This is a genomic window from Candidatus Nitrospira salsa, assembly GCF_965152625.1.
On record NZ_CBCUCO010000004.1, the window covers coordinates 1246086 to 1272192 of the forward strand.

Here is a 26107-nt window from a genome sequence, read left to right on the forward strand (position 1 = left end):
CGCGCCTTCCTCAGTTACGAAGGAAAGCGCGGCTTTTCTATTGAGAGGCTATAAGCCGTTGCAGCACGACCAACATCTATATCCATTTTGGAAAAGGCCACTTCAAGAAAGTTACCCTGAATAATTTCCGTGGAAGGAACGTTTAAAGAAAAGCCTGGACTCAGTCAAGGGGTCTTCTTGAATGCAACCAAATTTTTTCGCTTCTTTGATCTGATAGTGATATTTGCGGATTCGAGGGGGTGAGCTTTCTTTAAGTTCGGGTTGCCTTGCCTTGACGTTTTCCCTCTCCTGACCAAGAGCAGCCAATGGAAACGGCAGGTGCACGAACGGGGAAAGAATTAGTTGTGGATGGTCATGAGAAGTTCGACCAAGGAACCGAAGCGATTCTAGCGAAACTCTACAAGAAATCATTCGCTTAAAAATGGCGTGAGTCTGGATAAAAAACTGTCGGGCTCAGTTGAACGCACACGCCGGCGATGGGTAGTATCGAGAAGGCAGGCGAAATGGATCTGTATACCTTTGTGGCCACGGCCGGGCAGACGGTGGCGGTGACCGGAAAAGGAAACATGCTACTTTTCTAGCAAATGTGGGGAAGATGGTATTAATGGATGCGACTTCGACATCTTCATTTCTAAGAGCTAAGTAGGAATTGTGGCGAGTTTGCGTTGTACCCTGACTTGTGGTCAGACGAATTCCTAACTAAACTCATCAACAGAGCCGTAATTAGGAGTTGGCGGATGTGTAGAGTTGAACGCCGGAAATTTTCTTGAAGTCTGTATCCAGGCTGTAGACGCTACTCTTGTGCTCTTGTGCCAGGGCCGCAATAACAAGATCTGGCATGCCAAGAGTGATGCCTGCTTGGAGGAGCTTCGAGGAGATTTCTATTGCTAGAAGCCAGGTTGATTGAGATGTTTCGAAATATGGCAATGCTAAAAGGGCCTCTTTGATGAGGCGTTTCTCCTTTATGGATCTCGTGCCTTGAACGAGTTCTGCCAATACTACTCCCACCATGACGACTTCTTCGGTGTCAATTAAGTGATCAACCTCTTCTTTCTCTTGCGAAGCGGGACGATTAAAGTAAGGCTATCCATACTGAAGTGTCTACGATGATCATCGTGTAGGTGCTATGACTTTGCCCGTCGACGTTGCTCTGCCTTCCTTTGAGCGGGTCGGACATACGCAATGTTGACTTTGCCGATCAGGCCTTTCAGCCGATCAAGTTTTTTGTGGCGAATAAGATCGGACATGGCTAGGTGAATCGCTTTGGTTTTCGTCTTGGCCTCTGTGGCTTTCAGTTCCGAGACGAGTTTCTCATCAAGGTCTAGGGTTGTCCGCATGCTCCCTCCTTTATATGCATTTATGGTATGCATGCTACATGCATCTATCAAGGTGAAGGTGAAAGACAAAACAAAAAATTTAAGGCAGAGTTTTGACGAGAATCGTAGTTGCTTGGAGAACGAGGAGAAGAAAAACTGATTCGGTATAGTTAATAGTGCTTTACGTAATTACGGCAGTGCCACATAGGAGTTGTCAAGCGTTGTGGTACTCATGAGGTTCAAAATTGATGATTAGCGATCGGGTAATTGCTTGTGACTGATAATGAGTTCGTCGTACCAGATATACCCAACCGGGTGGGTATGGTTTTTGTTTTTTCTGGTTTGATACGGTAAGAACCAGAGTTTCCCGTACCCTTTGTTGTTACGAAGCTTTTTATCGTAATCAATGGCCAGCGCGCTCTGATGCCCTTCGCGAGACACCCATAAGCGAACTCGGCTTTTCTCGCCTGGTTGTCCATGCGTGAGACCGATCTGAAAGGTCATCCATTCATCTGGCACATACTGGACGCATGATGAGGAATTGTCTGGCCACGCAGACCTGAGGCAATAGCTATCTCCTCCCGGTTGATAGTCAAAGTCATAGCGTCCGGCTTTTTGGACGAATCCTTCGTTAAAGCCACAGGCATGGTACATGTTGGGATAGCCATGTTGATCGGTATTGACGATCACGATTTCGTTACTGGAGCATGAAGATTCATTCGCAGCTCCGATCATGCCCTGCTTCCAGCCGGCACCTGGCTTAAACTTCGTGTTTAAGAAGCTTGCAGAAAAGCGTTGCTTCCACTGAATAAACACTTTTTGGCCAGGACCGATTGATTGGCCATCAAGAAAGTCGGCAAAGCGAACATGATACTGCCCCGACCCGCCGCTTCCACTGTTTGATGGCACCGTAAATTGTAAGGTGCCATCGACAATCTCAGGACAGCTCTTGGTCGGGTCACTCTTGAGTTTCTCGCATTTCCCATCATTGGAGGTGATCGCCTCTCGTAAATCGCTGTTGTCAGTTGGTATCGGATCATTAAAGTCCTGACAGAAAATGGTGGTCGGTTGTTGGCAGAGATCTGAAAACTCCACAATTGGCGCTTTGAGTGGCGGAGGAGGCTGGTAGATAAAGATTCCGCATCCCGAGGTGGTGAGGAGGAATATCATTGCCGGAATCATGGTTACTCGGAACATATTCATGTTGACTCCATTTCCATGTAAGGCTTCATCAGGACTCTCCGAAGACGCATGGTGACCATAACAAATCATGTCTGAGAGTCAAGGTGCTCCTCGACAACGCAGGCAGAGAGAACTGGCTGAGATCCTTGAGATTATCAACCGAGTTGCAATTCCAAAAAGGCTTGTGGCAGGCTTAATACCCATTTCAGAATTTATTTTAAGAGGGGTCGATCATTATGAGATACAGAAAACAGGTTCATTATGTGAAAGGGGTCTTCACATGCCCGAAATGCCATCAAACCTTTGTGCAAGAGAAATGGCTTGAGGAATGGCGGGTACGTTGTCACAAGTGCGATTACCGGGGGACGCTCACGCATGTCTCGGTTGAAGAGCATATGGATGAAGAAATCGAACGTCGCTGAGAGTATGAGGAGGGATATTCATGGTGACAATTGGTGTCTTCTTATAGAGATTTTTCCCACACCCTCCTCCCTGGAAGGGCCGCTATGTCCCATGCTTCTTTGAATCGCCTGCTGTACTTTCCTTCAATATTTAAAAGTCTGCGAAGTTGGTGTTGTCTCTGCGTTGGGATTCTGGCCTGGGTATCGGTCGGGTTTGCCCAGGTCGGGGAGTCCACAGAAAAACAGAAAGTTGTCAGGGTCCTGGTGACCTATCACTCACTAACAGGAAATACCGAGAAAATGGCGAAAGGAGTGGTGAACGGGGCCAAGGCTGTTCCTGACACAGAGGTGATTGTGAAGAGGGTTGGCGAGGTGACAGCCGAGGAATTATTCGGAAGTGATGCGCTCATTGTCGGATCGCCGGTTTATTGGTCTAATATGTCAGGAGAAGTGAAAACGTTTATTGATAACTGGCAACTCAAGTTTGGGGTGTTTCCTGAGTTTAAAATGCAAAATAAAGTTGGCGCAGCCTTTGCGACAGGCGGACAAGTATCAAGCGGCAAGGAAGTGACGATGCTGACTATTCTGGCTGCGATGTTGGGAAACAAGATGATTGTGGTGAGTGAGGGAGGGGCATTTGGTGCCTCAGCGACAACGGAAGGCGACAGCCCTGGAATTGATCAGCAGGAGTTGGCTGATGCAAAGACGTTAGGGCAACGAGTGGCCGAAGTTGCATGGATGATAAAGCGCGGCACGTCAGGATCCGCCGAGGAATGATGCGCCTTTATGCTTGCCCGGCAACAAGTGGACGATGGTGAGATGCGTCAGATTATTGAACCGCAGTTGCTCCGTACCCTCTCAAATTGAATTGCCAGCCTCAGCGATTATTTCACGAACCGATTGTTTTTTTCCTTTTCTTTCGCCTTCTCGACATATTTCGTCACGATCCGTCTTTAGAACAATCCAATTAAAGTTTTGAAATGTTTGTACTTGAGTTCCCGTACGGCATTTTCGCTGTATTTCTGACATGCCCAGATAGTAAATTTGGTATCATGACTCCATGTTGTTGTTTGTGGGCTGTGCGTATATAGGAGCACAGAGAAATGAGAAAACGATTTCGGGGAAAAGGGCGTGTGGGAACCCAAGCGAATCTGTCTGGAGCGATAGAAGACAGGCGTTTGGTCAAAGAACAGGCGAAGAAACAAGCAAAGCGACGAGACGTGTTCCATGCTCAGTGGCAACACCTCTATGACCAGTGCCTTGATTCGGGAAGCCGTATCCGTTTGCTCGCATTGCGTGAACAGTTCGATCGTCAGAAGCGTGGTGTCTCAGAGCCTGCTCAGGTCGAAACAGAGGTTGCCCTTTTCATGAAAGAAGCTGGATTTTCGGTGGCCTTTCTTGAAGAGTCTCAAACCCGCACAGCAGACTTAGAATGTTATCTCGGTGACGACCGGTTATTTGTTGAAATCACGGCGATTGTGCCGAATCCTTCGAGCCGACGTGATTCGTGGATGGCGGTCTCTCGAGAAATCGATGAAGTACGGCTTCATGATGATTTGCATCAAGATGTCTTGGTACGCCGACTCATTGCCCGCATGACAGAAAAGTCCCGACAGCTCAATCGGTATTGTGCCCCAGTGCTTCTCGCCATTACCGTTCCGACGATTGAATGGTTGGGCGAGGAGAAGTACGGTCAGGAACACGTCGATCTTCAACGGCTAGCCGGGTTATTGAGTACTGCGCTCGTGACGATTCCGCAACTAAGTGCCGTGTTACTCACATGCTGGAATCTCTCGGCCAAGCCTGCTCGATCCAATATTCGATTGAGCAATGCTGTCTGGGTCGCTCGGTCTGAAGCAGAGATGGCTTTGCCTCGACTTCGCTTGTTGGTAACGAATACCTCTGGGGCCTATCGTCTGGGAGAAAAAGAGGTTGTGGCGTTAAAGACTGTGCTTTAGTTAGCGGAGTGATTTCGTGCAGTCAGAATCCATTTATGTGAGGGAGGCTTGAAGTTCTTCTAGACTTTTGATAACCATGAGGTCGCCGTTTTCTGTCGCCACACTAATTCCCTTCGTGCAAACTTCACGGCATCGCTCGAAATCCTGTGCTTTTTGAAGAGCTTGTGCGAGGGCCATATAGGCTGCAGAATACGTCGGTTTCACCTCGATACAGCCCTCGAGAGCCGAAATGGCTTCGGGCCAATTTTCATCTCCCATATAGGCTTTCCCGAGACCAAACCAGAGAGTTTCATCTTTGGGGTCCATTTTGAGAACTTTTTTAAACTGCTCGATTTTAGGATTGGGCATAAGGTGTATTCGCTAAAAATTTATTTGTCTATTTAGGGAGATGATTGGAAACGTATCATGGGATCGTTCTCGTTGTCTAACATATATGCCTATGGTACGATCGGTTGATTATAGCCGTTTCAAATAACTTCCGCTGATTCAAACCTTGTACCGCGCGGAGTTAGTTGTATGTTCTTATGTGGAACGTATTTGGATTCGCTATAATCCTTCCTGATTTACGTCACTTTTCTCCACACGATTTATCCAATACGAGGTCTTGTGCGAGTGTATTTTTTCGTGATGAAATAGAGGTATGTATTGGTTTGTACTCTAACGGATAGGGTCTTGAGATGGGGCGAGTAGGGTTTGTTTCTGCTACAGCGTATTTGGAGCATGAAATGGGGCATGGCCATCCGGAGTCACCCGATCGACTGCGAGCCATACAAGCTCGTCTTTCGTCTACAGGAACGATTGATCAGTTAATACCGATTGAGGCAAGACCGGCGCAAAAAGAGTGGGTTGAGCAGGTACATGAACCGTCGTATGTGCAAAAACTTGAGTCGAAATCGCCGAGTTCAGGATATGCGTCGCTGGATGCCGATACCACGCTCTGTCCAGGCTCACTTTCTGCCGCCTACTTGGCCGCAGGCGGAGCGCTGGCTGCCGCCGATTCAGTCATGTCTCAACAGGTCGATCATGTGTTTTGTGCCGTTCGACCGCCTGGACATCATGCTGAAGCTGACCGGGCTATGGGCTTTTGTTTGTTGAATAATGTGGCAATAGTCGCAAAATATCTTCAGAAGCATCATGGTCTTGAGCGTGTGTTGATTGTGGATTGGGACGTTCATCATGGTAACGGCACACAACATACCTTTTATGACGATCCCACAGTGTTATTCTTCAGCACGCATCAATTTCCTCATTATCCAGGCACCGGCAGATCGACTGAGACTGGCAAGGGTGATGGGAATGGACTAACGGTGAACGTTCCGATGTCGGGTGGTCAAGGTGATGAAGAGTACCGTGAGGTATTTCAACAGGTGCTCGTTCCAGCTGCTGATCAGTTTAAACCCGATTTCATCCTAATTTCTGCGGGATTTGATGCTCATCGCGATGATCCGTTGGCGAGTATGAATCTGACCGAGGACGGATATGCTTCCCTCACCCGGATTGTGCTTGATATTGCCGCTCAACATGCGTCGGGCCGGGTCATTTCGTGTTTAGAAGGTGGATATCATTTGCAGGCACTGGCACAATCGGTTGACCAACATCTACTCACGATGTTAGAGGCGTGAATATGAATCGACGGCGTACATGGCGTAGACCAGTCTTTTTCCTTCTCACCATCTTTATTGGGGTGCTGGTGTATGTCTTTTATACCGAATTTCGTCCAACTGTTATTTTTGGTCTTCGTGATGATTACGCACGAGCCATTCCGTTTCAAAAAGTGCCTGTCGGGTTAAATAGTTTAAAAGCGAAAGATTGTGGATCGTGCCATAAGGAAATTTATGAAGAATGGAAGACCAGTATTCATGCGCATGCCTATGACGATTCATTTTTTCAGGCATATTGGAATAAAGATGATCATGTCTTTGTGTGTTTGAATTGCCATGCGCCTCTGGAAAATCAGCAGCCGATGTTGATTCAAGATATTCCGAATAATCGGGTTGAACAGGCGACGAAAATTCCAAATTACCGTTATGATAAGGGGTTTGAGCGTGAAGGGGTGACTTGTGCGGCCTGTCACGTTCGTGACGGGGTAATCCATGGTCCGTTTGGAGATTCAGTCGCTCCCCATCCTACAAAATTTGACCCCGCATTTCGTACGACTGAAATGTGCCATCGATGTCATAGTGTCGTTTCGGGGCCCTTTCAGTTCTACAATGGCGGTCCATGTGGGACGTATACTGAATTTGAGGGTGAATTCTTTATGAAGGAAAAAGGGTTGATCTGCCAGAGTTGTCATATGCCTGAGGTTACGAGACCTGTCGCAAAAGGTGGTCCCATACGGCATGGGCGACGTCATCTGTGGCGAGGAGGACATGACCCTGAAATGATTAAGCGGGCGATTGCGGTGCAGGTGGTGGCTGATCCGCCGCAACCGGTTCCTGGAGAGAGCATTGATTTTACCTTAACCCTTATAAATGCCGGAGCGGGACACAAAATTCCAACTGGAGACCCAGATAGACATTTTTCCGTCGAATTTTTAATTCTCGATGGTGAAGGCAATGTTGTTCAACATCAAGCTGAGACAATGGGGCGCTGGATACTCTGGCAACCGGTAATTTGGGAAGTCTATGATAATCGTCTTTTACCGCTGGCCAGCCGAGACTATCAATTTGACTATGATTTACCCAAAACCGCAACGGACTGGAAGGTTCAGGTAAAGATTCGCTACCATATTCTGACAGATGGTCAGCATGAAATGCTGCGCGAAAGCTATGGCTTAACTGGAAATGACCCCTATGTGTTTACAATTTATGAGCGAGATTTCCCATTGGATGAAACCTTGTCTGTCGAGTTGGATGCTCAGCCTGCCGATCCTCGGTTGGGATGTGCCAAGCCAGCGGAAGCTGAGGGAGTGGGATAATCGTGTCGTGTTCATGAAGGAGACCCCATGATTGAAGATTTTTTAATTGACACAGAAACCTTGGCGCAAAACCTGGGCCGAGAGGGTCTGGTGATTATTGATGTCCGTGGTCAGGCTGCCTATTCATCTCATATTCCTGGTGCTGTGCACAGTACGTGGCACGAGTATAGTGATCCGCAGGCGGTGGCGAAAGGTTTGTTAAATCCAGATGTCAACGCCATTGAACAGCGATTGCAAACCTTAGGTATTTGTCAGAATAGTGATATCGTCATCTACTCTAATCCATTCGATAATTGGGGTGATGAAGGTCGAATGTATTGGATGCTGCAATATTTGGGGCATCAGAGTGTTCGTATTCTCGATGGGGGATGGGTCAAATGGGTGGCTGAGCAACGACCCTATGAACATCAAATGGAGAGACTGCCAAAAGGCGATTTTCAAGCGACGGTTCGACCTGAGTTGATTATCTCTAAAGAGCAGCTCAAAAAATTGGTGAAGCAATCCAATCCAGGTGTAGAAATTGTGGATGCACGGAGTGTTGAGGAATATGCTGGGAAAGAAGTTGATGGTTTGCCACGGGCTGGTCATATTCCCATGGCCGTCAATATGCCATGGAGTGGCTTTCTCAATCCAGATGCGACTGTGAGAGATTTGGATTCGATTAAGAAAGTCTTTGAAGATCGAGGGCTTGATCCCCAAAAAGAAGTTATTACCTATTGCTTAGGTGGCGTTCGTGCCGCTTGGCTGTATTTTATCATGCGTCTTATTGATTTCGAGCATGTCAAGTGCTACCCAGGATCGTGGTGGGAGTGGAGTCGAGACTTTGCCGCTCCCGTAGAAAAAGATGTGAGGTTGTTGCATAAAGTGTCCAACCCCGCAGAAGTGAAGCCATCTTGATCTTCGCGCAGAGGCGTGCGAGGATGTAATGAAGTTTCCTCATTGCTGACTTTTTTATAATCTAAGGAGGTTGCAGATGATCCGAATGATTGGCCGAAAGGCAATGGTTGTTGGTAGTGTCATGGCGCTCTTATCTTTAGGAGCATTTTCATCTTCTGCGGTGGCTGATATGAACCCGCATGTCACTGAAGCGATCGCTCATGCTGAAGGCGCAGCGAAGCATGGTGGAGAGGGGCATGCTGATGCGTTGGTGACTCACGCTGAAGAAGCGCTTACTCATGCTCAAGCGGCACAGAAAGATGTCCAGAATCCGCATTTGGATGAGGGAGTCAGTGAATTAGAGGCAGCGATTGAACATGGAAAGCAAGGTCATGCTGACGTCGGAACGAAGCATGCCAAAAGTGCAGTGATGCATATGAAAGAGGTTCACTGATTCATTGATAGAGGTGAGCAAACAGGCGGGTAGGGGAAATCCCTACCCGCCTTTTTTGTCTGGTTATGTCAAAAAATATATATACTGAGCAGAATAGAGAGAGAAATTTTTAGGACTGAAGAGAGCTTTTGGTGTGGTAATTATTAGGAATTGAGCCGGATGCAATTTAGGGTGAAATGATGAGAGTCGGATTTTATCAATACGCTCCTCAATTTGGAGAAATCAAGCAAAATTTAGATGCGGTCATTGGTCGACTGGAGACAATTGACTGTGAGTTGCTGGTTTTGCCCGAATTAGCGATGTCCGGCTATCAGTTCTGCTCGGGTGAAGAGGTGGGACAATTAGCTGAATCTGTACCTGATGGACTGACGACCCGTCGATTAGCGGAATTCGCGAAACAGCGTCAATGCTATATCGTCGCAGGGCTGCCGGAACGCCATGCCGGGAAGTTTTATAATTCTGCCATATTAGTGGGACCTTCAGGGTTTATCGGGGTCTATCGAAAAGTTCATTTATTCTTTGAAGAGACGTTATTTTTTTCACCAGGAGATTTAGGGTTTCAAGTCTGGGACATCGGGACCGTACACTTCGGTCTGCTGATTTGCTTTGATTGGTTTTACCCTGAAGCTGCAAGAACGTTAGCGCTGAAGGGGGCAGATATTCTTTGTCATCCATCGAATCTTGTTCTTCCCCATTGTCCGGATGCCATGGTGACTCGTTGTTTGGAAAATCGAGTATTTTGTATTACGGCCAATCGAATTGGTGAAGAAACGCGAGGAGGGAAGCCGTCCTTGCGATTTATTGGAAAAAGTGAAATTATCTCTCCGTCGGGGAATATTTTACATCGCGCGCCTGAGAATGAATCGGAACTGACCTTGATGGATATCGATCCGATGCAAGCGCGAGATAAAAACCTCAATCCCTATAATGACCTGTTGCGAGATCGTCGTCCTCAATATTATGAATAATCTTTGTTCGTATGCTTTGCCAATTGCCGTGGTTGAGGCTATTCTATAGTTGTAGGGCGTATCCTCGATATTCTGGAAGTCGCATGTGTTGGGACTGCTGGAATGGGTCCAACGGTGGAATAACGATTGTCTGCACGGGCGCCTATCCATAAACAAGGGGGGAAGTTCATGAGAATGTGGTTGATCGGTATCATCATGATGATGGCCTTTGCCTTGTCAGGTTGTATGGTTTCTAAGTCGACGTATGATGCGGCCGTTTCTGATATGGAATCGGCGAAGGCCGAATTAGAAAAGATGCGGATGCATCGAGATGCACTTGATCAGCAAATGAAAACCCTCAAAAGTTCAAATGAAGCGGTTTCGACCGACCTGGAGATGATGACGGCTGAAGTTCAGCGAATCAAAGAAGGGCGAAAAGGCGAGCAAGCACTCTTACAAAATCGTCAAAAAGGCTTGGAACGGAAACAACAGCAGTTGGTTGCCAAGCACAAACGGTTGGCTCAAGAATATCAAAAGGTGAAGAGTCAGAATAAAGCGTTAAAAGATACGGTGGTTCGGTATCAAAAGGAACTCAAGGCCAATAGAGAAAAAAAAGTCGCGGAAGTTCCGCCTTCCTCTTTTTCTCAGAAGTCTCTCGGATCGAGGGCCGTGCCTGGCTCAAAGTCAAATTCAATGGCAGATGTTCGGTCATCCGCACCAGAGAAAAAAGTGCAGTTGGTCAATATCAACAAAGCGTCATCAAGCGATCTCATTTTGTTTCTTGGGTTGACGAAAGAAGTGGCTGATGAGGTGGTAGCGAATCGACCATACCGGCTACGTGGGGAACTCGTGGCAAAACAAGTGGTACCGAAGGCCACGTTTGATGTGATAAAAGATCGGATTACTGCGGCTCGATAGGCATCTTACTACTGAATGAAGTCTTGGGACTTTCGTCCCGATGAATTTGTCGTGTGGAGATGATCGAAGATTCGTTCAGTTAGAGGGCTCGATCTTCTGTAATGATACCATCTTCCAGATGAATTAATCGATCAGATTGCGTGGAGAGTTTTTCATTGTGTGTGACAATCACAAATGCGGTCCCTCGCCGTTGATTGAGGTTTCGTAACATGGTAAATAACGAATCCCCGGTATGACTGTCTAAATTCCCTGTCGGTTCATCTGCCAGCACCAGATCAGGATTTCGAATCAAGGCCCTGGCGACAGCAATCCGTTGTTGCTCCCCACCAGAGAGTTCCCCTGGCTTGTGATGCATTCTATGGGAAAGCCCGACTTCCTCCAACAGAGCCTTGGCTGCTTCACTGGCTTGGTTTTGGGGTTGTCGTTGGATGAGTGCCGGCAGGTAGATGTTTTCTAGTGCTGTAAATTCAGGTAGGAGATGATGGAATTGAAAGACAAAACCGAGACGGCGGTTACGAAAGTCCGCTAGTGCGGATTCCGTCATGTTCAGAAGTTGCTGTCCTTCATAGGCCAGCATGCCTTGAGTTGGTTTGTCCAACGTTCCCATGATGTGTAGTAAGGTGCTTTTCCCCGCCCCGGATGCTCCGATGATTGAGATCATTTCTTGACGATGAATGGTCAAGTTAATCCCTTTTAAAATGTCGACCCGTTGTTGTTCTAAGTAAAACGTTTTGTGGAGGTTGTGAATCTCAAGTAACGGTGAACCCGTTGAACGTGGTTGGGGGGTAGGCTTATTCATAGCGAAGTGCGCTCACGGGATTGAGTTTGGCCGCTTGCCATGAGGGGTACAGTGTAGCCGCGAAGCTAATGATGATGGCCGAAATGGCGACGAGCGCCACATCCAGACCAAGCACATGAACTGGAATCTTGGAGATGTAATACACTGATGCGTCAAACGTCCAATAGTTTTGAATCATCCATAAAAACGTATAGCCGAGAGGAATTCCAATTGCTGTTCCGGTCAATCCAATCACGAGTCCATTAAGCATGAAAATCCGCATGATGGATTTTGGGGTGGAACCCATGGCTTTCAAAATGGCAATTTCCCGCTGCTTTTCATTCACAATCATGGTTAACGTCCCGACAATATTGAAGGAGGCCACGAGTGTGATGAGGACCAGGAGAAGGAACATCATGGTTTTTTCAAGCTTAAGGGCGGAAAATAAGTTGCGATTGAGATGCATCCAATCTTTTGCAGATACGGCTGGACCAAGAGTCATTTCAATATCTCGAGCGATGGAACCGGCTTGGAACACGTCATCCACTTTAATTTGAATGCCAGTCACCGTGTCTCCCAAGTTGAAAAACTCCTGCGCTTGGGCAAGTGAAATATAGGCTAATGACGAATCATATTCGTACATGCCGGACTCGAAAATTCCCACAACCACAAACGGTCTAATTTTGGGAGTCATGGACAGAGCATTAATCGGTCCAACGGGTGAAACAACGTTGACGGGATCCCCGAGGAAGAGTCCCAGACGGGCGGCCAATTCTTTGCCAAGGAAAATCCCCGGTTTGACCTTCGCCGGTGTTTGAGGAGTTGGAGTCTTTTGGGAATGCGGTGATTGTAACGTGTCCGGAGGGTGTTCAAGATCAGGCAGTGTGCCAAATTTCAGATTAGCAGCTAATTCTGTCACTTGAGATTCTTTTTCCGGGTGAATGCCTCGTAGAATAATCCCTTGTACTCCAGATTTTGATGAGAGGAGAACTTGTTTATAAATAAATGGTGCTGCGGCGAGTGTATGAGGGACTTTTTCCACTTGTTTGAGCACGGTTGTATAGTTACTCATATTCGGGATCCCACGCTCTTGGACAATGATGTGTGCGGTCGTTCCAAGAATTTTCGATTGAAGATCTTCTTTGAATCCCGTCATGATCCCCAATGTGCCAATGAGCGCAGCCACGCCAAGGGTAATTCCTGCAATAGAAATAAACGTATTAAGGGAAATTGTTCGCTGGCGTCGTTTGGCTCGAAGATAACGAAGTCCGACGAATATTTCGTAGGGCATGCTCACAAGGATTTGTCCGGACGGAGTTGAGGGAATAGGATGACGTCTCGTATTGAGGTTTGGTTGGTCAGCAGCATCACCAAGCGGTCGATTCCGATGCCTTCACCTGCTGTTGGGGGCATACCGTATTCCAAGGCGCGAAGAAAATCTTCATCAAGATAGTGGGCTTCATCGTCGCCTGCGGCGCGCTGTTCCACTTGTGCTTCAAAGCGTTGTCGTTGGTCAATGGGATCGTTTAACTCTGAAAATCCGTTGGCGAGTTCCCGACCGCCTATAAATAACTCAAAGCGATCAGACAAGGCAGGATTGGCGTCCTTCCGTCGGGCTAACGGGGAGATTTCGATTGGGAAATCTGTAATGAATGTCGGCTGTATGAGTGTGGGCTCAACCGTAGCCTCAAAAAGTTGTGTGAGGACGGGAATCAAACCCTTCTCAGGCTCAACATGGACATTGAGTAATTTGGCAACTTCAACAGCTTTTCCCAGGTCCGTTAAAATAGCTGGATCAACTTGATTCACTTCCACGACAGCATCTAAATAGGGTAACCGACGCCAGGGAGGTGTCAGATCGATAGACTGCCCCTGATAGTCAATGGTGGTACGGCCGCATACGGTGGTCGCGAGGCTGGAAATCAGTGTCTCTGTGAGATCCATGAGATCCTGATAGTCTGCGTACGCTTGATAAAATTCCAACATCGTGAATTCAGGGTTATGAATGGTTGAAATGCCTTCATTTCGAAAATTTCGGTTTATCTCAAAGACGCGACGAAGTCCGCCGACAATTAAACGCTTGAGATAGAGTTCTGGTGCAATTCTCAAGTAGAGATCGATGTCTAGTGTGTTGTGGTGAGTCACAAAGGGACGAGCAGCAGCTCCACCGGGAATCGGCTGCATCATGGGTGTTTCGACTTCCAAAAACCCGCGTTCGGTAAGAAACGTTCGAATCTGCGAAACAATCTGACTCCGCATTCGAAAGATCTGATGAATATCAGGATTCGCGATAAGGTCGACGTACCGTTGACGGTAACGTGTCTCGATATCCGTAAGTCCGTGCCACTTTTCTGGAAGGGGTTGTAGTCCTTTGGCGAGAAACGTAAATGTTTTGACCTCAACCGTCAGTTCATCTGTTTTTGTTCGAAACAATCGTCCTTCTGTACCGATCCAATCTCCTAGGTCGAATTCTTTGGAGACGGTATACGATTCTACGCCGATCAAATCTTGCTTGAGATAAACTTGAAGCCGATCGCCTCCGTCTTGCAATGTCGCAAACGCCGCTTTGCCAAATCGTCTCAGCGCGACAATGCGGCCCGCAACTTTACAGGGAATGTGATCAGTATCTAGTTCCTCTTTATGTTTGGTGCTATACGATGCAATGATTTCGGCAACGGTATGAGTCGTGTCATAGCGAAGGCCGTAGGGTGAAACCCCAAGTTCTTTTAAGATGTTAAGTTTGTCTAATCGCTGAACTTGTTGGTCGTTTAATTCATCCATCAGTCAAACCCATTGTGTATCACGGCTTACCTTTCAATAAAGAACGTCTCTTGTCACAACCTTGGTCGAAATGATTTATGACTGAAGAGAGGCGGTTTGTTTCAGGTATGCTTCAATAAAAGGGGTCAATGCTCCGTCCATCACGGCAGGGACATTACCTGATTCGTGATTAGTTCGATGGTCTTTCACCATCTGATAGGGTTGAAACACATAGGAACGAATCTGACTTCCCCAGGCAATGTCCTTTTTTTCTCCCACGATATTTTGAAATTCAGCTTCCTTCTTTTTTTGCTCCAATTCAAACAGTTTGCCTTTCAGCACTCGCATGGCCCCCATGCGATTTTGTAGCTGGGATCGTTCATTTTGGCATTGGACGACGATGCCTGTGGGTATATGGGTCATACGGATTGCGGTTTCTACTTTGTTGACGTTCTGACCTCCAGCTCCGCCAGCTCGAAACGTATCGATTTTGAGGTCTTTGTCATCAATTGTGACTTCCACATCGTCATCAAGTTCTGGATAAACTCCAACTGCAACAAATGAAGTATGCCGGCGTTTATTGGCATCAAAAGGGGAAATTCTGACTAACCGATGAACCCCCGCCTCGGCTTTTAAGTAGCCGTAGGCATTGAGCCCTGATATGCCGAGTGTGACGCTCTTGATACCGGCTTCGTCCCCGGGTTGCAAGTCAATCGTTTCGACGGTATATCCCTTTTCTTCTGCCCAGCGTACATACATTCGCATGAGCATTTGACCCCAATCTTGCGATTCTGTCCCGCCGGCGCCTGGATATAGACTCAAGATTGCCGGGCGATGATCGTGTGGACCAGAAAGGAGACGTTCAAGCTGCCAGGCTTCGAGTGTCGCTTCGATCTGCTCTAATCCCGAGTCCAGTTCACGTTGGAGTTCCGCATCCTCTTCTTCCTTTGTCAACTCAACGAGAGCCTCTAAGTCGCTGTACTGCCGCTCGAAATCTGTGACTCGCTGAATGTCACGTTCAATCGTCGCTTGTCGGCGACCGACTTTCGCCGCGTTGCTCGCGTCTTTCCAGAAGTCTGGTTGAGCGGTTTCTTGTTCGAGCTCGTCGAGTTCAGTCTTTAGGCGAGGGAGGTCAAAGAGACCTCCGTAGGTCGGTAATATGATTGGCAATATTGGTCATGCGGGTCCGAATGTCTTCCAGCATTTGATCTCCTTTTCTTTAAGTCATGTCGTTAGGAATGCGGTATTGTGCTATTAGTCTGACGAGTTCGACGACGTTGAGTCAACGCGCATACCGTGGCCAGTATAACACAACTCCAGGCAAACACATCGCCATTTTGCGAATAAAATGTTGTGGTTGTACGAAGCGGTATGGTCCCAGTCAGGGCTTCTTGTGTGAAAACCGGTGTGGTGGCGAGAATGTGACCCGTGGGTGCAATAAATCCAGAAATGCCGGTATTCGCAGATCGAGCAAATGCCAGGCGATTCTCTACGGCTCGAAAGACGACCATACCAAAATGTTGATAGGGGGCAACGGAATCACCAAACCAGGCGTCGTTCGTAATCGTGACGAGGAAATCCGCACCTTCCTTTGCCATGTGTCTGACTAAATCTGGAAAGATGACCTCAAAGCATATCGCAACGCCAAAATTTAGAGGCGGGCGATCATCTTGCTGAGGCAAGGTGACGGTCATAGGACCGACGCCAGACCGAAAGTCTCCGATTCCTACGACAAGTTTGTCGAGAAAAAATAAAATTGATTGGAGAGGAATATATTCCCCAAATGGAACAAGGTGGCGCTTGTCATACCGTCCGGCAATTTGTCCTTGTGGCATTAACAGGTAGGCGCTGTTCATCAGGTAGGGACTTCCATCTTGGTGTCGACGTAGGGTCGGGCTGCCAAATAGCAAGGGGGTATTCGTCTCTTGAACGACAGCGGCAACTTGTTGCTGGTAATTCGGTTCTCGTTCAAAGAAAAACGGGGTAGCCGATTCAGGCCAGATCAACAGATCGGTATTTTTAGCGGCTTGGCGACTCAGGGTGTTGTAGCGGTTGACTGTTTCTTGACGGTAGGTTTTATCCCATTTTCGAGCCTGATCAATATTTCCTTGGACGACACCTACTCTGAGCGAGCGAGCCGAGGAGTGGGCGTCGGAATGTCGGTCAAGTTGCCAGGTCCCATAGGCGAGAGTGAGTCCGAGAACCCCGATGGTGGCAGTAACAGTCGGCCAGGGAAAAGGCGCCAAGTCTTGATCCAGTTTATTCTTTACCCAGCAAATACACTGAAAGATCATCACATTTGCTAGCACAATAATGAATGAAATTCCGTAGACGCTCGTGATGTCTGCAATCTGAATGACCAAGAGCCATTGATATTGTGAATAACCGAGGAGCGCCCAGGGAAATCCACTGAACAAATAGGTCCGAAGGAGTTCAAGGGCTACCCACAGGCTAGGGGCAGCGAGCCATATGATATGTGGAGATGGCTTGAACCAAGAGATTCCCAAGGTGTAAATCCCTACATAGAGACCGAGGTAACTGGCCAGCAAGATCATGAGGAAAATACTAATCACCAAGGGTACCTGGCCATACGAATGCATGGCAGTAATGACCCAACTCACGGTACCCGCGAACCCTAGGGTTCCTGCAAACCATCCCCACCAGAACGATTGTTTCGGCGATAGGCCATCAACTGCCAAATGAAGCGGGATCAGCATGATCCAGGCTAGCCATCCAAAGTCTAAATTGGGAAAACACAGGGGATAGAGTATCCCTGTAAGAAACACCGCAAGAAGTCGTGGTGTGGTAGGAATCTTCACAAGATGAGGGTCGAGGTTAAAGTGTTAGACGTATCGAGTCTTAATTGGTTGCCGTCATCTTCGGTCCAATACCTTGATTTTTCGTAATCAGAACGTGAGAGAACCAGAAACTCTCCAGATCTACTCTGAATTGAGAGGCATCAGTATTCTCAGTGGTATTCAATTTTCAGAAGGCTGGAAGGATTGCTTGTTAAAGTTTCTCAGAGACGATCAATTCGAATCTGGTGGGCGGATGAAGGGAGAAACTTGATTCTGCAGAATCATTATACGGCCTTTTGCACGAGTCCGGATCGAAGGCATCGGGTACAGACCCTTATTCTTCGAGCCCCTCCCTTAATAAGGGCTTTAACCGTCTGAAGGTTAGGTCGAAAGACCCGTTTGGTCCGATTATTGGCGTGACTCACGTTGTTTCCAACTTGCCGAAGTTTTCCGCATATTTCACAGGCAAAGGCCATGGCGAACTCTCCTACTCTGGTAATAGTTGTGAGGAACAAACGTCCTTGTTACCATAGGTTGCCGGTCGAAGACAAGTCACAAGGGAACCGTCGGTCTATTTTGATACTTCAGATGATTATCATACAATTGCCATGGTGAGACAAGGGGAAGCGGTAGGGCTAATAGACTTGTATCAGGCTTGGCAGACGTTGCTCAAGCAATTGACAGATTCACTTCCGCATTCTCCTCTCGCTCCTCAAATAATCCAACCTTTCCCTGGGAACCGGCAGGTTGGGACTGAAATCTCCCATCAAATCTTTGAAATATTAGGCCGGAGTATCTTTCCAACACACCTTGAAGCTGAATTGATGTGTCTGAGGCAATTATTGGTTGATTACGACATGCTTCAAACGCAGCAAGAGCGAAATATTCGTATCTCTCAGGCTCAGAAAATTTTGAGCGGATTGCATTCTTCCGTCCAACATGGCGGCGTTACAGGGGACAGAAAGCTCTTACGAGCTAGAGTTTCCTTCAAAACAGAAAAATTGAATCAGTTGTCTGGAACTTCGCAAGAAGATTTGTGGGATCTTCCTGTTCGATTTGGAAAAGGAGTCGGGCCAAGTCGAGCACGACTATTGGAAAAATTAGGCATTGTCACGGTTGAAGATGCGTTTTGGTTCCTCCCGTGGCGGTATGAGGATTGGTCAAACATTGTACCCATTCATCGGCTTCGACCTGAGATGCACGTGACGGTGAGCGGCCGCGTGACGGATTGTCAATTACGACGAACCTCAAGAAAGGGGTTGGTGATTGTGACCGTTACGATTGATGATGGAACTGGATTCCTCAATGCCGTGTTTTTCAATCAACCTTTTTTAAAACAACTGTTTGTGTCAGGAACGATTCTGCTTTTACACGGCGAGGTCTCTTCGGGAAAAAAAATAGGCACTTTTCTTCTTATGCGGGCCCCTCAGCATGAACTTGTCCGGTATGAAGGAGAGGCGAGTAACGGGATTGGTCGTCTTGTGCCGGTCTATCACGAAACGAAAGGGATGACCACGCGGCAGTTTCGGCATATTCTGATAGGGCTTTATGAACGCTATGGCGATGCCATTGAAGAGATTCTCCCATCTGAACTTTTGGGGAAGTTGAAATTGCCCACACTGAAAGCCTCAATGACCGCACTACATTTTCCGGAACACTCTGACAATGTGGAGTTACTGACTCATGGCACAACGTCTGCACATCAACGTTTGGCTTTCGAAGAGTTGCTTCTTCTTCAGCTTGCGTTGGCTGTCCGTCGAAGAGTGATCAAATCCGAATCTCGTGGAATTAAATTTTCCTTGAATAATCAAGTGGTTAACGATTTTCAAGCTCTTTTGCCATTTACACTCACGGATTCACAGGAACGAGTAATCCAAGAAATCCATGCGGATATGGCTGGTTCCACATCAATGAACCGCCTTCTTCAAGGAGATGTTGGGTCAGGAAAGACAATAGTTGCCCTTCATGCGATTGTGACGGCTTGCGGGTCTGGATATCAGGCGGCGTTGATGGCTCCTACTGAAGTGTTAAGTGAGCAACATTTTTTGACTATTAAGCCGTATTTCAATCAATTAGGAATCACGATTGTCCGAGTCAAGGGAGGACAGTCTGCTCAAGCGCGGAAGAGAGCTCTTCGGCAGCTTGCTGTAGGTGAAGCTCAAGTAGCAGTGGGAACACATGCTCTGCTTCAACCTGAAGTTGGTTTTAAAAATCTTGGCCTAGTCATTGTGGACGAACAACACAAGTTTGGAGTCGTACAGCGAGCTCAGCTTCGGAAGAAAGGGGCCTATCCTCCGGATGTCTTAGTCATGACGGCCACGCCGATTCCTCGCACGTTGGCGATGACGGTGTACGGCGACTTAGATGTTTCAGTCATTGATAGGCTTCCACCGGGGAGAAAGCCAGTACGGACACTGTTGTTTGATGCTCAGGAGCGAGAACGAGCCTATAACTTCGTTCAACGAGAAGTTTGTGCCGGGCGACAAGCGTATATTGTCTATCCGCTCGTGGAACCTTCTGAGAAACTGGATCTGCAAGCAGCGGTTGAGGCGGCAGAACGGTTGCAGCGAGAAGAATTTCGAGAGTGGAATGTTGGATTACTCCATGGGAGAATGAAATCAAAAGATAAGCAGGCGACGATGGCGGCATTTAAAAAAGGCCAGATCCATGTTCTCGTGACCACCACGGTCATTGAAGTTGGCGTTGATGTATCAAATGCGACCATCATCTTGATTGAACATGCCGAGCGATTTGGCTTAGCCCAGTTACATCAATTACGGGGGAGGGTGGGACGTGGAGCTGAACAAGCACTGTGCGTATTGCTCCGTTCTGTTACTAAGTCTGCGGAGCAAAACGCCTCTTCTTCTACAAGTTTGGAATTACCCTTTCCGCCAATGTCTCAGTCCTCGAATAGCGGAAAAAGCTTAAGTGAGAAGCATACTCAGTCGGAGAGTCATCGTCTTCAAGTCTTTGCTCGTTGTGCTGATGGGTTTGCCTTGGCTGAGGAGGATTTGAAGCTTCGTGGACCAGGTAATGTATTAGGAGTGCAGCAGTGGGGAGCTGTTGACTTTCGAGTGGCACAGCCTCTTCGAGATCATCAATTGCTCATTCAGGCAAAGCGAGTTGCCGGCGAGTGTCTTACCAAAGACCCATACCTTAAGTCGGCCAAATATCAGGATCTGAAAGCGGCGATGTTGCGGAAATGGGGTAAAACTTTTGAATTGGGTGCCATTGGGTAGACGGATGGATGCGAAAATAATTCAGAAAATATAGCCGATTCAATGAATTTCTGTATCCTCGACGCATTGATACCGCGTTGAAAGTCCTCACTGTTAAACTGGAATTTATTTGAATTCGCTATAATATTCACAAATTATTCACAAATTTTTGAAATTTCAGCGTTTTTTGATTTATTTTAAGGTTTGACCTCCTCAAAGGTTCATGCTAAAAATCGAGTTCATTTGGCCCGGATGGCGGAACTGGCAGACGCGCCGGACTCAAAATCCGGTTCTCGCAAGAGAGTGGGAGTTCGACCCTCCCTCCGGGCACCATTAATTACTCAAAAACAAGGGTCATTGACGTTTTTAAAGTGTTTTCATTATCCTCTTTTGAAATATTGGTGTTGATTGATGATTTTACTTGACAGGGCTTTGACAGTTGACTATAGTTTGTCCCCTTAAAACTGGAAATAAAAATAGCGCAAAAAAGTAAAGAGTAAGATGTTGAGTTGGTTTCAATCCATTATTATTTGACCGATTATTCACTTACACTTCCAAGGAGGAGCCACATGCGGAAGTTAGGTTACTTTGGAGCAGCAATTATTCTTGCAAGCTCAGTGAGCGTGGCAGTGGCGCAAGAGCGTGCGCCTCAACATTCTGGGTTCGGTTCAGGAGTAGGGGAATCTCAAGGTTCTGGAACACGATCTCGCGTCATGAATGAAGATGACATGCTGCGATATCTTTCTGCTCCAGAGACCATTCATGGAGAAGTGCTTGGAGTCAATTATGCTGCAGGAGCTCTCTATTTAGAGATGGGCGGTAGTTCAAGAGATCATCGTGAAATGGGTCGTGGTGGAAAGAACATCCAGACACTCTATTTTGACGATAAAACCAACATTGAAAGTATTAAGATGGTTGGTAGTGGAGATCTCGTAGCTGTCTCTGCTATTCAAGAGACCGATTCAGCTCATCAGTTCAGCACCGGTCGGAAGCTTGTTCGTGAAGTTTATGTTGTAGAGGGAAGTCAACTCCTTGCTGGCGAAGACAACCCGAATTTTGGTGGAGGGCTTGGTCAGCGACCAGATCCTGTTCATGCAACAGGAATTGCCGCGACAGGTGGAAGCTACACTGGTGTTCCGGAAGGTGGAATTCAAATGGGTTCGATCAACACTGGTATTTCAACGCCGGTTGGAAAAATGACTGGTGCTGCACCTTGTTGGCAATGTGCCCCACAGCCAGACACGGTAAACGAGAAGACTGCGAAGAATATCGCAAGTGACTACGGATCTGACGGAAAAAATTACAACAAAGGCACGGTTCAGTAACAATCCCATAAGGATCAGCTAACCTACCTCTGCTTGTGTGTTTGAAAGAGCGTGGCGGCCTTCAAGGTCGACACGCTCTTTTTTTTGATTAACCATTGCTAACCTTAAGTCTCTCCTGACAATTCTTTGTTGCAGCCCATTGTAGCTTGAAGTAAATTTTTTTTGTTAAAATGCCATAAGTCGATACCTCTCATCCTATGGTCTGTCTCAATAAGAGTTTGACTGACAATGAGCAAAGGCATGTTATGCCTTTGTGTCCAGGACACCTGACAATATCATCTTCATGTTGAACAAGGGCTTGAGAAGAAAGCATTTTCCATAAGCTATTGGAATGTTGAAGCATCGTGCTCTAGGCACAATTAGAAATTAATTGGATTCGTTATCGTCTTCGACGTATAGTTTTTGAGAACTTGGAGGCCAATTTGTTGTGAAACTGAATGAAGCAGAAGATGAACTAGACCTACGAGGAGTGATCTGCCCCTATAACTTTGTTAAGACGAAATTGAAACTTGAAGACATGAACCCAGGATCTGTTTTAGCTGTTTTATTGGATGCCGGTGACCCTATTCGGAATGTTCCTCAGAGTGTTCAAAATGAAGGGCACATGGTGCTTCATCAGGAGGCGGTTGAGCAGGCCTTTCGAGTTTTTATTCAGAAAAAGTCTGGTTAACAAATAATCGTTGCTAATCAAGTCTTTTAATTTTTTTTGTACGAAGTCCTTCAATCAAGACTGTAATCTCACCTTTGACCCGTTGTGCCAAGCCAGTTTTTAGTAGATCTTCCGCTGACCCTCTCAGAAATTCCTCATTGAGTTTGGTTAATTCTCGTGCGACCACGACTTGTCGTGAGCCGAAGACCTGTTGAATGGACTCGAGTGTTATTCGGATTCGATAGGGTGTTTCAAAAAGAATAATGGTTCGAGGTTCTTCAACAAGTTGGGTGAGCACTTGCGTTCTCGCTCCTGATTTTTTCGGCAAGAATCCTTGATATACAAATGCATCAGGTGGAAGACCCGAGGCAGTCAATGCGGCGAGAATAGCCGACGCACCTGGTATCGGGACGACAGCGATTTGGTGTGTGATTGTTGCCCGTGCGAGATAATAGCCTGGATCTGAAATTAACGGAGTTCCGGCATCAGAAACTATCGCAATATCAGAGCCTTCTGCTAGTCGCTGAAGGAGGATCGGGGTTTTCTCTTCTTTGTTGAAGTCGTGGTAGCTGGTAAGGGGTGTTTGAATGTCGTAATAGGTACAGAGTTTTTGAGTTCGTCGTGTGTCTTCTGCTGCAATAATTGAAACTTCCTTTAAGGTTCGAATGGCTCGGAATGTCATATCTTCCAAGTTTCCAATTGGTGTACTGACAATGAAAAGTGTTCCAGCCATGATTATTTATTCGCTGATTGCCATCGAGAGAGGCAGATAGTTTAGGATATAGTTAATCATTATGACCATGAACAGTGCCAATGTCTGATACGTATATGTACTGGATGTCAATTTTGCTGTCGGAGGTTGTTTAATTCATTTTTATAGCCGTAGTATGGTTTTTTATTGTACATATCCAAGTCGGATAGTGATGGCTCATATCCTCTGATATTGGGGTTTTACTCATTGATATGTTGGATACCATAGACGAAGCGGAAAAGACATCTTTTGTCGATGATTTCCCGAGGACAACTGATTGAATAGCAAGGGTCCAGTATGGTTCGATTGGTCATGAAAGAGAGGACTGTAGATACAGGAGGAGGAATTTTTAGGGAATATATCGCTCTGTCCTCGTCCTTGTGTGCTAACCTCCTTTGTCGATGTTGATGAAGCTACCTAGTATAGATCGTAATGAGGCACTGCGTTGGTAACATTTTTCTTTTGACCAGCTCATATTGTCTTGCGTAAGTGATGCAGAATCGTTGTGTTCTCAGGTTTACTACAAAGTGGTCAAAATGCAGGGGGATCCCTCTCTCTACCTTCCTTGACCTCCATTAGGCCCAAGTCTATACTCAAAAGTTGGATTGACAAGGTTTTCTGTATTTTTCCTTTAAAACGAAGGCATTATGGCTGAGACTCTTATCGGAGTCACAATGGTCCTCTATTTTTTAGGGACGATTGTCTTTTTAATTTATCTCTTACGACGATCTGAATTTTTGTCGAAGTGGGCCTCAGCTTTTGCCTGGCTTGGGTTTTTGTCACACACCGCCGCGCTTTTGGCTAAATCCGTGAGTCTTGGGCAGATTCCGATCATGACATTTCAAGAGGCTATGTCCTTTTTTGCTTGGACCTTGGTCTTAGTCTTTTTGAGCGTTGCGTTGAAACGAGGATTGCATGTGCTCGGAGCGTTTATTTTGCCTCTGGCCTTTCTTTCCTTAATCTCGGCGAGCATTGCTCCGACTGGCACTCAAGGGTTCCAGCCGGTATTTGAAACAGTTTGGGTGCATGTGACCTTGAGTATGTTAGGGACTGTTGGGTTTGCCGTCGCGTTTGTCGCCGGAATTATGTACCTCATGCAGGATCGCATGCTCAAATCAAAACAGTTTAATACCCTGTACGTGAAGCTTCCGCCATTAGACTTCTTGGATTCGTTAAATCAACGTTCGATTTTGTTAGGGTTTCCTTTTCTGACCCTGGGCATTTTAACAGGCTCACTCTCAGCCCATGTCACACTTGGATCATATATGAGTTGGAATCCTGAACAAGTGTGGGCGTTAGTCACGTGGATTTTTTATTTTGCCGTCCTGCTTGGTCGGGTAACGGTTGGATGGCGGGCAAAGAAGGCAGCCTATCTTACAATCGTAGGATTTGCAGCGGTGATTCTGACGTTCGTTGGAGTGGTGTTAAAGAATCAGAGTCCTTTGGGTACCCTATGAATATTATTGTCGTGGGTCTGAGTCATAAAACCGCTCCTGTCGAACTTCGCGAGCGTCTGGCCATACCGGAAAGTCGTATGGGAGAAGCTTTAGCTCGATTGCTGGCGTACCCAAGTGTCAAAGAAGGTATGTTTCTGTCAACCTGCAATCGCGTGGAAGTCTATGCAGTGGTCAAAGATATGGAGGACGGATTTTCACAGGTTCAAGACTTTTTGGTTTCGACACATTTTTCGTTATCGGCGGATGAATTATTCCCTCACATGTATCGGTACACTGATGAATCCACGATTAAACATCTGTTTCGAGTAACCGCCAGCCTTGATTCAATGGTGATTGGGGAACCCCAAATCCTTGGGCAAGTGAAAGATGCGTTTGAACTGACACTCTCCCATCGAACGAGTGGTGTGATACTCAATAAGTTTGTCAAAAAGGCGATCTCTGTTGGCAAGGGCGTTCGAACACAGACGAAGATTGCCGAATATGCGGTTTCGGTGAGCTATGCCGGAGTTGAGCTCGCGAAGAAAATTTTTTCAAGTTTAAAGGATCAAACCGTATTATTGGTGGGTGCCGGGGAAATGGGGAAGTTAGCTGCCCGTCATCTCGTGAATGCTGGTGTGAAGCAGATACTGGTCACGACAAGAAATACACATCGTGCCTTGAATCTTGCCGAACAATTTAACGGGACCGTTATTCCATTCGAAGACTTTCGTTCAGCGTTGCCCAAGGCGGATATCGTGCTTTGCGCAACGGGGGCTCCGTACTATGTCATCAATGCCGAAGACATCCAATGGGCCATTCGTCAACGGATGAATCGTCCGATGTTCCTTATTGATATTTCCGTTCCACGAAATATCGATCCATCGGGAAAGGATATTGATAATGCGTTTGTGTTTGATATTGATGATCTCAAAACGCATGTCGGCCAGAATCAAGAAGAACGACGCAAAGAGGCTGATAAAGCTGAAGGGTTAGTCAAAAATGAAGTCGAGGTCATGCTTTCATGGTTACGCGGATTAGAAGCCACTCCGACGATTGTGGCCTTGCGGAAACGAGCTGAGGAAATCAAGCGTATTGAAGTTGAGAAAGTCCTCAGTCGGTTAGAACATGTTTCTCCAAAAGAACAGCATGCGATTGAAGGGTTAGCATCAGCTATTGTGAATAAACTTCTTCACGGTTCTTTAGTGACCCTGAAGTCTGAAGCTCAGTCAAAAAACGGGTTTGTTTTTATCGAGGCAGCCAGACGATTTTTTGATCTCACTGAGTCTGAAATGAATCAAGCGCAACATCGTTCGGATGTTGCCGAGCCCTCAATGTCAGATGCAGATGAGATTGATGATCGATTGCCTTCCTCAAGCCAGGACTCTCAAGGGGGTATGTAAGGAAAAAGGGAAAGTCAAAGATT

Annotated in this window: 24 protein-coding genes, 1 tRNA gene and 1 pseudogene; 15 read left to right on the forward strand and 11 right to left on the reverse strand. The window is 46.8% G+C overall.

Translation table 11 applies throughout. The features are described from left to right. Nucleotides 1–723 precede the first annotated feature (723 nt). The 3 genes and pseudogenes from ACWQXP_RS19915 to ACWQXP_RS19925 form a co-directional block, all read right to left on the reverse strand. A pseudogene (locus ACWQXP_RS19915) lies at nt 724–1041 on the reverse strand (PIN domain-containing protein); the annotation flags it as partial. A gap of 83 nt (nt 1042–1124) precedes the next feature. Then, nucleotides 1125–1337 (reverse strand): type II toxin-antitoxin system VapB family antitoxin, encoded by a 213-nt coding sequence (locus tag ACWQXP_RS19920; RefSeq protein WP_454064588.1) that lies wholly within the window; start codon nt 1335–1337, stop codon nt 1125–1127. 231 nt (nt 1338–1568) lie between these two features. Continuing rightward, nucleotides 1569–2519 (reverse strand): hypothetical protein, encoded by a 951-nt coding sequence (locus ACWQXP_RS19925; RefSeq protein ID WP_454064589.1) that lies wholly within the window; start codon nt 2517–2519, stop codon nt 1569–1571. Nucleotides 2520–2734: 215 nt separating this feature from the next. On the opposite strand from ACWQXP_RS19925, the gene ACWQXP_RS19930 reads away from it, so the two are divergent. The 3 genes from ACWQXP_RS19930 (at nt 2735) to ACWQXP_RS19940 (ending at nt 4857) form a co-directional block, all read left to right on the forward strand. Beyond that, nucleotides 2735–2920, forward strand: coding sequence for a hypothetical protein (locus ACWQXP_RS19930; RefSeq protein WP_454064590.1), 186 nt, complete (start codon nt 2735–2737; stop codon nt 2918–2920). 84 nt (nt 2921–3004) lie between these two features. After that, complete coding sequence (locus ACWQXP_RS19935; RefSeq protein WP_454064591.1) at nt 3005–3676, forward strand: flavodoxin family protein; 672 nt, start codon at nt 3005–3007, stop codon at nt 3674–3676. A 326-nt stretch (nt 3677–4002) separates the two neighbouring features. Next, entirely contained in the window at nt 4003–4857 is an 855-nt protein-coding gene (locus ACWQXP_RS19940; protein ID WP_454064592.1) for a hypothetical protein, read from the forward strand. Between the two features lie 33 nt (nt 4858–4890). Here ACWQXP_RS19940 and ACWQXP_RS19945 read toward each other — a convergent pair whose 3' ends face one another. Next, a complete protein-coding gene (locus ACWQXP_RS19945; RefSeq protein ID WP_454064593.1) occupies nt 4891–5205 on the reverse strand; it encodes a tetratricopeptide repeat protein in 315 nt (104 codons plus the stop codon). Between the two features lie 329 nt (nt 5206–5534). Between ACWQXP_RS19945 and ACWQXP_RS19950 the strand changes: the two genes are divergently transcribed. From ACWQXP_RS19950 to ACWQXP_RS19975, 6 genes are all read left to right on the forward strand, one after another. After that, nucleotides 5535–6479, forward strand: coding sequence for a histone deacetylase family protein (locus ACWQXP_RS19950; RefSeq protein ID WP_454064594.1), 945 nt, complete (start codon nt 5535–5537; stop codon nt 6477–6479). Nucleotides 6480–6481: 2 nt separating this feature from the next. Then, the gene (locus ACWQXP_RS19955) at nt 6482–7774 is read left to right on the forward strand and encodes a hypothetical protein (protein WP_454064595.1); all 1293 of its coding nucleotides are present in this window, start codon (nt 6482–6484) and stop codon (nt 7772–7774) included. 27 nt (nt 7775–7801) lie between these two features. Continuing rightward, complete coding sequence (locus tag ACWQXP_RS19960) at nt 7802–8671, forward strand: sulfurtransferase (protein ID WP_454064596.1); 870 nt, start codon at nt 7802–7804, stop codon at nt 8669–8671. 76 nt (nt 8672–8747) lie between these two features. Then, nucleotides 8748–9104 (forward strand): small metal-binding protein SmbP, encoded by a 357-nt coding sequence (gene smbP / locus ACWQXP_RS19965; RefSeq protein ID WP_454064597.1) that lies wholly within the window; start codon nt 8748–8750, stop codon nt 9102–9104. A 176-nt stretch (nt 9105–9280) separates the two neighbouring features. After that, nucleotides 9281–10072, forward strand: coding sequence for a nitrilase-related carbon-nitrogen hydrolase (locus ACWQXP_RS19970; protein ID WP_454064598.1), 792 nt, complete (start codon nt 9281–9283; stop codon nt 10070–10072). 168 nt (nt 10073–10240) lie between these two features. Beyond that, nucleotides 10241–10969 carry a helix-hairpin-helix domain-containing protein gene (locus tag ACWQXP_RS19975; RefSeq protein WP_454064599.1) on the forward strand — a complete coding sequence of 243 codons (729 nt, stop codon included), beginning with the start codon at nt 10241–10243 and terminating at the stop codon, nt 10967–10969. Between the two features lie 79 nt (nt 10970–11048). Here the strand turns inward: ACWQXP_RS19975 and ACWQXP_RS19980 are convergent, their stop codons facing one another. The 6 genes from ACWQXP_RS19980 to rpmB all read right to left on the reverse strand — a co-directional run bounded on the left by ACWQXP_RS19980 (nt 11049) and on the right by rpmB (nt 17781). Then, nucleotides 11049–11768, reverse strand: coding sequence for an ABC transporter ATP-binding protein (locus tag ACWQXP_RS19980; RefSeq protein ID WP_454064600.1), 720 nt, complete (start codon nt 11766–11768; stop codon nt 11049–11051). Further along, nucleotides 11761–13038 (reverse strand): lipoprotein-releasing ABC transporter permease subunit, encoded by a 1278-nt coding sequence (locus ACWQXP_RS19985; protein WP_454064748.1) that lies wholly within the window; start codon nt 13036–13038, stop codon nt 11761–11763. Before ACWQXP_RS19985 ends, ACWQXP_RS19980 begins: the two co-directional genes overlap by 8 nt. Before the next feature lie 2 nt (nt 13039–13040). Continuing rightward, nucleotides 13041–14528, reverse strand: coding sequence for a lysine--tRNA ligase (gene lysS / locus ACWQXP_RS19990; RefSeq protein ID WP_454064601.1), 1488 nt, complete (start codon nt 14526–14528; stop codon nt 13041–13043). Nucleotides 14529–14603: 75 nt separating this feature from the next. Further along, nucleotides 14604–15711 (reverse strand): peptide chain release factor 2 gene (prfB, locus tag ACWQXP_RS19995; RefSeq protein WP_454064602.1). Its coding sequence is split into 2 segments (ribosomal slippage): nt 14604–15641 and nt 15643–15711, totalling 1107 coding nucleotides; the frame shifts between segments, so codons are not numbered across the junction. A gap of 28 nt (nt 15712–15739) precedes the next feature. Beyond that, a complete protein-coding gene (lnt, locus tag ACWQXP_RS20000) occupies nt 15740–17326 on the reverse strand; it encodes an apolipoprotein N-acyltransferase (protein ID WP_454064603.1) in 1587 nt (528 codons plus the stop codon). Between the two features lie 263 nt (nt 17327–17589). Then, nucleotides 17590–17781: a 50S ribosomal protein L28 gene (gene rpmB / locus ACWQXP_RS20005; protein WP_454064604.1), complete on the reverse strand. Its 192-nt coding sequence runs from the start codon at nt 17779–17781 to the stop codon at nt 17590–17592. 132 nt (nt 17782–17913) lie between these two features. Between rpmB and recG the strand changes: the two genes are divergently transcribed. The 4 genes from recG to ACWQXP_RS20025 all read left to right on the forward strand — a co-directional run bounded on the left by recG (nt 17914) and on the right by ACWQXP_RS20025 (nt 22518). Continuing rightward, nucleotides 17914–20544 carry an ATP-dependent DNA helicase RecG gene (gene recG / locus ACWQXP_RS20010; protein WP_454064605.1) on the forward strand — a complete coding sequence of 877 codons (2631 nt, stop codon included), beginning with the start codon at nt 17914–17916 and terminating at the stop codon, nt 20542–20544. Between the two features lie 225 nt (nt 20545–20769). Beyond that, nucleotides 20770–20856, forward strand: a tRNA-Leu gene (locus ACWQXP_RS20015). Nucleotides 20857–21092: 236 nt separating this feature from the next. After that, complete coding sequence (locus ACWQXP_RS20020; protein WP_454064606.1) at nt 21093–21848, forward strand: hypothetical protein; 756 nt, start codon at nt 21093–21095, stop codon at nt 21846–21848. Between the two features lie 427 nt (nt 21849–22275). Continuing rightward, on the forward strand, nt 22276–22518 hold the full coding sequence (locus tag ACWQXP_RS20025; RefSeq protein ID WP_454064607.1) for a sulfurtransferase TusA family protein: 243 nt from the start codon (nt 22276–22278) through the stop codon (nt 22516–22518). A 13-nt stretch (nt 22519–22531) separates the two neighbouring features. Here ACWQXP_RS20025 and rsmI read toward each other — a convergent pair whose 3' ends face one another. Beyond that, the gene (gene rsmI, locus ACWQXP_RS20030) at nt 22532–23230 is read right to left on the reverse strand and encodes a 16S rRNA (cytidine(1402)-2'-O)-methyltransferase (protein ID WP_454064608.1); all 699 of its coding nucleotides are present in this window, start codon (nt 23228–23230) and stop codon (nt 22532–22534) included. 665 nt (nt 23231–23895) lie between these two features. Between rsmI and ACWQXP_RS20035 the strand changes: the two genes are divergently transcribed. Both ACWQXP_RS20035 and hemA read left to right on the forward strand, forming a co-directional pair. After that, the gene (locus ACWQXP_RS20035) at nt 23896–24705 is read left to right on the forward strand and encodes a cytochrome C assembly family protein (RefSeq protein ID WP_454064609.1); all 810 of its coding nucleotides are present in this window, start codon (nt 23896–23898) and stop codon (nt 24703–24705) included. Continuing rightward, a complete protein-coding gene (gene hemA / locus ACWQXP_RS20040) occupies nt 24702–26084 on the forward strand; it encodes a glutamyl-tRNA reductase (RefSeq protein ID WP_454064610.1) in 1383 nt (460 codons plus the stop codon). Before ACWQXP_RS20035 ends, hemA begins: the two co-directional genes overlap by 4 nt. The last annotated feature ends 23 nt before the right edge of the window (nt 26085–26107 follow it).

Coding starts and splice junctions, on each gene's coding strand:
- ACWQXP_RS19920 (WP_454064588.1), bottom strand. CDS start 1,337: ATGCGGACAACCCTAGACCTTGATGAGAAACTCGTCTCGGAACTGAAA.
- ACWQXP_RS19925 (WP_454064589.1), bottom strand. CDS start 2,519: ATGAATATGTTCCGAGTAACCATGATTCCGGCAATGATATTCCTCCTC.
- ACWQXP_RS19930 (WP_454064590.1), top strand. CDS start 2,735: ATGAGATACAGAAAACAGGTTCATTATGTGAAAGGGGTCTTCACATGC.
- ACWQXP_RS19935 (WP_454064591.1), top strand. CDS start 3,005: ATGTCCCATGCTTCTTTGAATCGCCTGCTGTACTTTCCTTCAATATTT.
- ACWQXP_RS19940 (WP_454064592.1), top strand. CDS start 4,003: ATGAGAAAACGATTTCGGGGAAAAGGGCGTGTGGGAACCCAAGCGAAT.
- ACWQXP_RS19945 (WP_454064593.1), bottom strand. CDS start 5,205: ATGCCCAATCCTAAAATCGAGCAGTTTAAAAAAGTTCTCAAAATGGAC.
- ACWQXP_RS19950 (WP_454064594.1), top strand. CDS start 5,535: ATGGGGCGAGTAGGGTTTGTTTCTGCTACAGCGTATTTGGAGCATGAA.
- ACWQXP_RS19955 (WP_454064595.1), top strand. CDS start 6,482: ATGAATCGACGGCGTACATGGCGTAGACCAGTCTTTTTCCTTCTCACC.
- ACWQXP_RS19960 (WP_454064596.1), top strand. CDS start 7,802: ATGATTGAAGATTTTTTAATTGACACAGAAACCTTGGCGCAAAACCTG.
- smbP (WP_454064597.1), top strand. CDS start 8,748: ATGATCCGAATGATTGGCCGAAAGGCAATGGTTGTTGGTAGTGTCATG.
- ACWQXP_RS19970 (WP_454064598.1), top strand. CDS start 9,281: ATGATGAGAGTCGGATTTTATCAATACGCTCCTCAATTTGGAGAAATC.
- ACWQXP_RS19975 (WP_454064599.1), top strand. CDS start 10,241: ATGAGAATGTGGTTGATCGGTATCATCATGATGATGGCCTTTGCCTTG.
- ACWQXP_RS19980 (WP_454064600.1), bottom strand. CDS start 11,768: ATGAATAAGCCTACCCCCCAACCACGTTCAACGGGTTCACCGTTACTT.
- ACWQXP_RS19985 (WP_454064748.1), bottom strand. CDS start 13,038: ATGCCCTACGAAATATTCGTCGGACTTCGTTATCTTCGAGCCAAACGA.
- lysS (WP_454064601.1), bottom strand. CDS start 14,528: ATGGATGAATTAAACGACCAACAAGTTCAGCGATTAGACAAACTTAAC.
- rpmB (WP_454064604.1), bottom strand. CDS start 17,781: ATGGCCTTTGCCTGTGAAATATGCGGAAAACTTCGGCAAGTTGGAAAC.
- recG (WP_454064605.1), top strand. CDS start 17,914: ATGGTGAGACAAGGGGAAGCGGTAGGGCTAATAGACTTGTATCAGGCT.
- ACWQXP_RS20020 (WP_454064606.1), top strand. CDS start 21,093: ATGCGGAAGTTAGGTTACTTTGGAGCAGCAATTATTCTTGCAAGCTCA.
- rsmI (WP_454064608.1), bottom strand. CDS start 23,230: ATGGCTGGAACACTTTTCATTGTCAGTACACCAATTGGAAACTTGGAA.
- ACWQXP_RS20035 (WP_454064609.1), top strand. CDS start 23,896: ATGGCTGAGACTCTTATCGGAGTCACAATGGTCCTCTATTTTTTAGGG.
- hemA (WP_454064610.1), top strand. CDS start 24,702: ATGAATATTATTGTCGTGGGTCTGAGTCATAAAACCGCTCCTGTCGAA.